The sequence below is a fragment of the Peribacillus sp. SIMBA_075 genome (genome assembly GCF_046534585.1).
On sequence record NZ_JAWRYN010000083.1, the window covers coordinates 1 to 8,228 of the forward strand.

An 8,228-nucleotide genomic window follows, 5' to 3' on the forward strand; every position below is an offset into this window, starting at 1 on the left:
AGCTAACCACTACTACTGCCTTCATGATTCGGGACTTCCACCCTATAGATTGCACCCATGCCGGGCGCACGAAAAAACTGCCTTAAAGACAGCTCTGATCGTTAACTAAGCACCCGTTAGCTGAATAAGATTTTTTAGTTCCTATTTCTACACTGTTTTTGACTTTCCTTTTCAGAAATCCCTTTTTGTATTCTAACCTTATTGATTTCAACACCCTTTTCTGGAGTATCAGTCAATGTGAAATGAATTCTATCAAAAGGAACGTCACCATGATGTGAACTATAGTTTAACGCACTTGCATAAACAATATGTCTGCGAGTATCACCTTTTATTCTTTCGATTTCTATTCTTGGACACAATATAAAATCTGAATATTTTTGGTCAAGATACGAATAGTATCTTGCATATAATGTTTCTTCAAGCAATTCATTTTTAGGAACTCCATTCCACCCTACCAAGAGTAATCCAACAAACACTATGCAGATTCTTTTCACGAACTATTATCACCTCAGGACTATTCTTCCTAAATGATAATTCCCTTATTCCACTAAACTGCCCCGATAGTTTATTAAATACAAAATAAAAAGCCCTGGTCCCTTAAAAATACTTTCTATACAAATCTCTTCGCATTGCACCACTTAGATATGCATAAATTTTTGTGGTTTCACTTTTTTCATGGCCCATTAAATTTTGAATCACTTCCATAGGCGCTCCATTATTCTATAATTTTGTGGCGTAACTATGTCTAAGCTGATGAGGATGAATCTCTTTTTAATGTCCGTTCTCTTTGCTATCAGTTTTATAACGTTTCTCGCTTGAGAAATACTCACTCGGTGGGGGGCGCGTGTTGTCACAAAGAGTGCTTCCTCATGATCTTTTCGCTCACTTAAATATCGCTTCAACCATATTTCACAACGAGTATTAAAATATACTTCTCGTTCTTTATTTCCTTTTCCTAATACGATTGCTGATTGATTAGAAAAATTGATTGATGTCCTATCTAGCGTTATTGCTTCACCAATTCTACATCCTGTTGAGTACATAAACTCAAATAAAGCATTTTCGAATGTTGTATGACAAGCTTCCCGCAAATGTTCAATTTCCTCTTCAGACAAGTATTTTGGAACCTTTAATTCTACTTTTGGTTCCTTTATTTTTGAAGCAGGATTTCCATTAATTAAATTTTCATCCTGAGCCCATCTAAATAAAGATTTAATAAATCGAATTCTGTGCCCCAGACTAGATGGCTTAAGCTTTTCAGCTGCTTTTCCCAGATAAACTTTTAGAGAATTAGTTGAAAGTTCTTGAATAGATATATTTCCAAAACTATTCACTAACAAGTTAAATTGGACGTTATAGGCCTTTAATGTTTGTGAAGAATAACCTTGGATTTGCTTATCTGCCTTATATAAACTCCATACTTCAGTTAAGATCATACCTGTTTCTCTCCCATCTATACCCTATTTATAGACAGTATAGACAAAAGAAGAACTATTATACTAGATTAGTAGATTTTTTTATTAAACAATAACACCTGTTAGTTAAAGAAGAAAAAGCTGCCATAAGACAGCACCGATCTTCATCTAACGCACCCTTTAATGGAATAACATGACTGACGTTTTAAAAAAACTTTATTCTTTTTTGTAAATTAAAAAACTTTATTTTCACTTAACGTCTGAAATAACTCAAATGGATTTCATAGCGAACATATATGTCGTTGAAATGTGTGTCTGCAGATAGAAAAATAATAATTTTGACCACGATGATATGGGCGAAATATAAAATAACCTGCAAGGCACAAGCACTAATTAATTTCGACCAACTAATTTTATACCTATAACCGTTATATATAAATCATCATCAAAAGGATGATTAGATTTGTGTAATAACATTGGTGATATAAACATTTCAAAACACCTCATAATAATTGTAACACTTCAAAAAATGTAAATTTACTGGTAATTAGAGTTAGATTAAAAAATGTACAATACGAAGAAAAAGTGAAAAAAAGAGACAGCAATACGCTGTCTTCAGAGTGTAGACAAACCCCTTTTCCAAAAGAATTGTTGGAGAAAAAGGGGTTTTTTTATCTTTTAATTAGCATATTTAGCTGTGAACTATGAAAGAAGGACACAATATATTGTTGCTAAATTTTTTATAAAAAACAGCTGTCGACTTTGTCGACAGCCTGGAGACAGCAATATGCTGTCTTTTTTCATCACCTACAAATCCAAGTCCAACCAAATCCATGAACCCATACTCTCCTACAGCGTGGAACCCATTGCCCGTGTTCCCAATGTCCGCCACCATGACCGCCTCCATGTCCGTCCCATTGACCGCCACCATGACCGCCTCCATGTCCGTCCCATTGACCGCCACCATGACCGCCTCCATGTCCGTCCCATTGGCCGCCACCATGTCCGTCCCATTGGCCGCCACCATGTCCGCCTCCATGTCCGTCCCATTGGCCGCCACCATGACCGCCTCCATGTCCGTCCCATTGGCCGCCACTATGACCGCCTCCATGTCCGTCCCATTGACCACCGCCCGGCCCCGGTATTCGTTCTCCGTCTATATAATAAGGCACATTATAAGGGTTAAAAGCGTGATTATAGTTATACATTCAAGAAATCCTCCCTTTTTGTTTACCCTTTCAGACTATGTACAAAGAGGGGTTAGTGTCCTAAATGGACAACTATTTTGGGCTGCCTATTTATTGTTGTCTAAAAAAAGAGACCCCACCTATCATGATAAAACGCAAAAAAATGAAATTTATAACTACAAATGAAGGTATTTGCAATTTACCATTCCTAGTAATGCCGCCCCATCACCAATATTGGCCTTTCTTAAATTCTCAAAGATATAAATTTACCACCAAATACTTGCCGTCTTTCTGTGAAGTTATATCTGGTTTAAGGTGAACAAAAAGAAAAATCACTCAGCCATACACCGAGCAACCACGAATAATAAACTCTTCAGATAAAAAAAGGTATCAGCTCTTTAAATCCATCATGACGAAAGCCTTGCCGCTCTTTTAACCCGTCATTTCATTAAGCAAAAGGAAATAAAACTGAAATTGGCAGAAAGGTATCAAAACAACTCTTGTTTTCGAACGAGGGAATGGCCTCCCCTATTCTAAATCCACCTTACACAGGGCATTTATTCGCATCTGTAGAAAAGCAGGAATTACAAAACATATAACCATTCATGGTTTACGACATGCCCACGCTGTTTTACTTCTAGAATCTGGAGCCAGTTTAAAAGGTGTGCAGGAACGTTTAGGACATAAATCCATTCAAACAACAGCAGATGTCTATGCTCACGTGTCAAAGAAACTCGAAGAAAAAAGTGTTGATGGATATACTAACTACATGAATTATGCCCAGTTGAATATGAAATAGCTTGAAATGTGGTCAGCCAGCCAGTTCCCTTTCATGTTATAAAAATAAAAAAAGCCTTGGTAACTGAGAAACTCAGTAATACCAAGACTTTGAAACTATTAATACATTGACATATATTGTTCGCGTTCCCATGGGTGAACTTGTGTGTGGAACATATGCTTGACTTTCGTTTTTTTTAGAAAGATACATAAAGGCTTATTTAACAGGGTTTTCTATAACCTGCTTACAAATTTCTTTTAGGTTATTTCACCTTTTTATTTTTATTTGGTGGTCAGAATGTGGTCATTTTTTGAAAGTAATACATCCATTCTTTTTCATCTATAATGAAAATCAGTACCTACTTTGACAGTTACAATCAAAATAGTAGCGCATTAGATAAAACATTTTGGACGATTAGTAAAATGAGAAAGATCACCTACTGTTTAGGTGATCTTTCGAGGGTTTGTGTTCCAAATAAATTTAGTAACCTAGTAGGTTCTTTCTACGAAAAAGCTGAAACTATACAAGAGTTCTGGAAGGTAATTAAGCAGTGTAATAGAGTGGTAGATTATTCTGCTAACAAAAGAGCATTCACCAGGGAACAGGAAATAGAAATCGGCACCAAAGCGTTCAAGGAATTTGCTATGAAGGTTAAGAGTGGAGTGAATATGCGCAAAGGGCCATTTGCTTACTTTAATGGGATTGTGAATAAGCTTATGAACGATTTTTACTTTGATACAGAATTTATGGATTTCTTTTAGCTATAAAGATCAAACTTTCTTTTTCTCTCTAGATTAGTTGTAAAGATTAGAGTATGGGTTAAGGCATGTGTCAACAGATTTTATTAAATGTAGTTTGGTCCTATTCAAGAAAACCATAAAATACCACTTACAAATCCAATCTAAAAATGGTAGCGTTTTAAATAGGTTGTATTACCTATTATTCCCTTAGGGGGAAAAGTTTTGAAAAAGTTTTTTAAGTTTGGATGTTTAGGTATTATCGGATTTATTGTTTTAATTATTATTTTAGCTATTGCTTTTAGTGGCGATGATGACAAACCTTCAACAGGATCATCCTCTAACAATTCTAAAAACGAAAAGTCTGTAAATGGCGGCACTAAAAAAGTAGATGTAAGTGATCATTCTACTGAACAACTAGGAATGAAAGTTGGATTAGGAGAACTTAAAGTTGCTACAGATAAAATACAAATTGGTATTAATATAGAAAACACAACTGATAAACCTATATCTTTTTATCCTGATCAAGGGTCAGCTGTAATTGGAGATATGCAACTTGATGCCAATATGTTTTTAACTGATGGAGAAATATCGGGTGATATCCAAGGCTGTTTTAAAAAAGAAGCAGTCCTAGAGTTTTTAGTACCAGATGGAAAGAAAATTGATGTAGATACTTTAAAAGAAGTGAAATTTATGTTTGGTGATGTATATTCAGAAGAGTCCTTTGACACTAAAGATATTTCTTTTACTGTTCCAATTAAATAAACAACATTTCAAAGAAACTCCGTTCTCTCAAATTTGAGGACGGTTTTTCTATTTTATTAGATGAAGGTCAAATCTAAATGATAATTTCTAGATTATTAAAGGTGTTTAGCAGAGATAATGATATCACGGAGTTAGTTGAGAAGGTTAAGCCTATACTTTAGAAAAGCCCCTCTCAATTTAGAGAAGGGTTTTCAAATAAGCTAAGGAAATTTTTCTCTACCTGTATGAACATTACTCTGAATTTACTAGCCCTAGCATCAAAAAATTAGACAAACTCACAAACACCTATATATATCAACTTGATAAAAACTGTCAGAGAATTTGATTTTTTTATATCTAAGGTTATTGAGCTGTTCGGTCCTATTATTATACTATTTAGGGTTTTATAACTGCTCGCATTGACCCCTCTGCTCTTGTGCTCTCATAATCTTTTTCGCTAACTTCATAGGGTCTTGGTAAAGCAATAACTTGAAAATTCGAGTTAGCTTTTACAAATGGCAGCTTAAATTTAAAAACTTTTCTTTCACCTGGATTAACTAATACATTACCTACTAATTCATTATTTTCAAAAGGAACTTGCTTCCAATTACTTAAAGCAATAATATTGTAGTTTTCTTTTTCCTCATTAATATTTCCGACGGATATATAAATATCTTCCCCACTTCTTTCTGTTGGAAGAATCGTTAATTCCTCTTTTTGTTTACTTATAAATATGGTATCGTTTGGTCCTTCGTTAAACATTTCTTCAGGAGTAAAGGTAGCTGTTTTTTGTTTCTGACTGTTGTTCTTAACCTGAAAGCGTAAAGGTAGAATTTCTTGTAATGAATGCATCTTTGGAATATCTAATTTCTCTGTAAAATAATTAGGTTTTTTAATAACAAGATAATCTATTTCACTTGTATCTTTTTTAACGGAAATACTTGTCTTGAATTCAACGGTTTTATTTGCCTTCGCATTAAAAGGATATACATTGTACTGCTTTCCTTGGACTGTAAAAGGAATTTGTTTAAAGTTATCAAGGACAATTAATGCATAGTCCCTTTCCACTTCGATAAAATTAGAGAGAGAAAAGGTATACTCGAGCTTATTTTCTTTTGGTTCTAGTATACTTCCGTTATTCACTACTTTATCGTTCTCATCTAATAGGCCGAAGGATATGGTGTTAGAACTTTCCTCAAATCCTGGTTGAACTCCTTTTGTATTTCCTTTTGTATTTCCATTTGTTTTTTCAGCTGATTTATTATCATATAATAACCAACCTGAAATCCCAATTAATAAAATTACCGTTATTACCATAAGTTGTTTTTTCATATAACCCGCTCCCAGAAAAGAAGTTAAGGCTAACTAATGTCAGCCTTAACTTCTTCTATTATTTAAAATTTATCCACAGTTTCATGCCTGATAGTCTTATAATTTTTCTTAATATAATTATGATTGCCAAAAGCTTTAGATGGCATTGAACCAGATTTACTAGTATATGTTGCACCAGCATACTTCGAGTAAGACTGTTTATCTTCTTTTGACCCTTGTAAACCTCCCTTACTGTTATATACCCTAACTTTTGCACTGATAGCGTCTTCGGATGCACTTGCTGTTGAAGTAGCAGTTGCCGTTGGAGATCCCACAATTGGATTCTTTGCATTTATCTTGGAGGAACATGTGATCTTTTTACCAGCTGTAGCTGTTGCAATACCAGGAGTTACACTGCTAACTTCAGATAGAACTGATATGTTAGTAATAGTTGTTTCCGTTTCTACTTCAGCTGCCAGAGCGCTATTCCCCATGGTTAGACCTGCAAAAATTGTACCTACAACACATAATTTCTTCAACATTAAATATTCCATCTCCTTCAATATCAAATAACCAAATTTTGACACAAGAAGATATTACCATATATTTCTATTAAATTACAACTTTTTTACAAAAAAATTACAGTATTTGTTATTCCAAAAGATTAATACTGTACTCTATATTAAGATTAGGATTTTTATCGTGGTGATATTTCTAGGAGTCATATACCGAAAATCTTTTTGCATTTATTATATATTCATTTATGGGACACTGGGTTATGTAAGTCCGATTGATTACAAACTTGAACACCTTAAAAAAATTGTCTGATTTTGTGTTGACATACCAACAATCCAAATTGAAGAAATAAACTGGGATGATGTTACACTTGATTTAGAGGCCAATAATGATGAAATAAACTGGGATGACATTCCAATAGAATTAGATAGCGCTATTGTGACAGATCTACAACCCAGGATTTGGGGACTTGTAGCACGACTTGTTTTAACAGGCGGCAAGTATGTAATAAAATATGGTAAAAAGGTATTCAAAAAGGCTCCTACTTCAAAGGTGACTAATGCCTTAGCAAAGTACTCAACAGGAACTTATAAAACGGGTAGTCATACTTTTAAACTAACAAAAACTGATATGAAACATATGTTAACTAGACACCACCCTAAATATTGGGATGCGTAAAAGCAAAACAAACATATTATAATCCTGATTTATCAGTTAACGATGTAAAAAAAATCGCACTAAATATCGCAAAACAAAACAAAACTACTTTATCAAAAAAGGGAACAACCTCTACATTTCAAGTTACTGGAACCGTAGATGGAGTAAAATATGTATTGGGTATTACCAAAGGACATATTAAACAACTATATCCCAAATAAGAATAGGTGAGATAGAAATGAACTCCTTGCAAATTAATAGCTTTATTTTAACAAAAAAAGTTACTGATCTAGCTGATCTAATTAAATATCCTGATGATTATACTATTAATCTATCTTTAACTCCGCAGCCTTTTGTTAAAATTATTAAAGATAATCCTTCTGATTATATACAAGAGGGTGTTCTTGTAATAGATGGCGGAGTAATCCTATCTTTTAATAATCAAACAATAGTGGGTCACAACTATTGGGATGACTTAACAACAATATGGTCATATTTATTAAATGTAATTGAAGACTATTCTACTTATGGAGAAGGATCTTGTTTTTACCCGGACCAACCAATTGAGATACATTTAAAAGATGTAGATTCAAATTTAGTAGTATTATCAGTAGATAATAAAGAAATAAAAGTCAACAAAAATAGTTTTTTTGCAAAAATTATATTTGAAGCTAAGTATTTCTTTGAAATATTAACTAACGATTTAATGTTGCCTAAATATAAACACGAGCTAAAACAAATTAAGGATATTTGTAAGCTATTAAACTTAAACCGCTTATAATTGTGTAAAAGCCCCTCTCATTGAGGAGGCTGCTGAAAAACTCACGTTTTTCTAACTAGTACGGTAAATCAAATTAAAAAAAGACGATTCTCATTCGGTACT

General features: G+C 33.7%; 8 protein-coding genes and 2 pseudogenes. 5 read left to right on the forward strand and 5 right to left on the reverse strand.

The window, feature by feature from the left end:
- Window positions 1–134: 134 nt before the first annotated feature.
- From SB775_RS27045 to SB775_RS27055, 3 genes and pseudogenes are all read right to left on the reverse strand, one after another.
- The gene (locus SB775_RS27045; protein ID WP_410864218.1) at window positions 135–494 is read right to left on the reverse strand and encodes a hypothetical protein; all 360 of its coding nucleotides are present in this window, start codon (window positions 492–494) and stop codon (window positions 135–137) included.
- A 103-nt stretch (window positions 495–597) separates the two neighbouring features.
- Window positions 598–1,436: pseudogene (locus tag SB775_RS27050) on the reverse strand (tyrosine-type recombinase/integrase).
- A 782-nt stretch (window positions 1,437–2,218) separates the two neighbouring features.
- Complete coding sequence (locus tag SB775_RS27055; RefSeq protein WP_410864220.1) at window positions 2,219–2,623, reverse strand: hypothetical protein; 405 nt, start codon at window positions 2,621–2,623, stop codon at window positions 2,219–2,221.
- A gap of 466 nt (window positions 2,624–3,089) precedes the next feature.
- Here SB775_RS27055 and SB775_RS27060 point away from each other — a divergent pair, with 466 nt between their 5' ends.
- From SB775_RS27060 to SB775_RS27070, 3 genes and pseudogenes are all read left to right on the forward strand, one after another.
- Window positions 3,090–3,401, forward strand: coding sequence for a tyrosine-type recombinase/integrase (locus SB775_RS27060; RefSeq protein WP_410864229.1), 312 nt, complete (start codon window positions 3,090–3,092; stop codon window positions 3,399–3,401).
- 446 nt (window positions 3,402–3,847) lie between these two features.
- Window positions 3,848–4,141, forward strand: a pseudogene (locus SB775_RS27065) (helix-turn-helix domain-containing protein); the annotation flags it as partial.
- Window positions 4,142–4,342: 201 nt separating this feature from the next.
- Window positions 4,343–4,882, forward strand: a complete 540-nt coding sequence (locus tag SB775_RS27070; RefSeq protein ID WP_410864221.1) for a hypothetical protein — start codon at window positions 4,343–4,345, stop codon at window positions 4,880–4,882.
- A gap of 375 nt (window positions 4,883–5,257) precedes the next feature.
- On the opposite strand, the gene SB775_RS27075 is transcribed toward SB775_RS27070, so the two are convergent.
- Both SB775_RS27075 and SB775_RS27080 read right to left on the reverse strand, forming a co-directional pair.
- A complete protein-coding gene (locus SB775_RS27075) occupies window positions 5,258–6,193 on the reverse strand; it encodes a hypothetical protein (RefSeq protein ID WP_410864222.1) in 936 nt (311 codons plus the stop codon).
- A 62-nt stretch (window positions 6,194–6,255) separates the two neighbouring features.
- On the reverse strand, window positions 6,256–6,714 hold the full coding sequence (locus SB775_RS27080; protein WP_410864224.1) for a hypothetical protein: 459 nt from the start codon (window positions 6,712–6,714) through the stop codon (window positions 6,256–6,258).
- 412 nt (window positions 6,715–7,126) lie between these two features.
- Here SB775_RS27080 and SB775_RS27085 point away from each other — a divergent pair, with 412 nt between their 5' ends.
- Window positions 7,127–7,366, forward strand: coding sequence for a hypothetical protein (locus SB775_RS27085; protein ID WP_410864226.1), 240 nt, complete (start codon window positions 7,127–7,129; stop codon window positions 7,364–7,366).
- A 217-nt stretch (window positions 7,367–7,583) separates the two neighbouring features.
- Window positions 7,584–8,126, forward strand: coding sequence for a hypothetical protein (locus SB775_RS27090; RefSeq protein ID WP_410864228.1), 543 nt, complete (start codon window positions 7,584–7,586; stop codon window positions 8,124–8,126).
- The last annotated feature ends 102 nt before the right edge of the window (window positions 8,127–8,228 follow it).

Excerpts from the sequence above, each read along its gene's own strand:
- SB775_RS27080 (WP_410864224.1), bottom strand. The coding sequence starts at position 6,714 with ATGTTGAAGAAATTATGTGTTGTAGGTACAATTTTTGCAGGTCTAACC.
- SB775_RS27075 (WP_410864222.1), bottom strand. The coding sequence starts at position 6,193 with ATGAAAAAACAACTTATGGTAATAACGGTAATTTTATTAATTGGGATT.
- SB775_RS27090 (WP_410864228.1), top strand. The coding sequence starts at position 7,584 with ATGAACTCCTTGCAAATTAATAGCTTTATTTTAACAAAAAAAGTTACT.
- SB775_RS27055 (WP_410864220.1), bottom strand. The coding sequence starts at position 2,623 with ATGTATAACTATAATCACGCTTTTAACCCTTATAATGTGCCTTATTAT.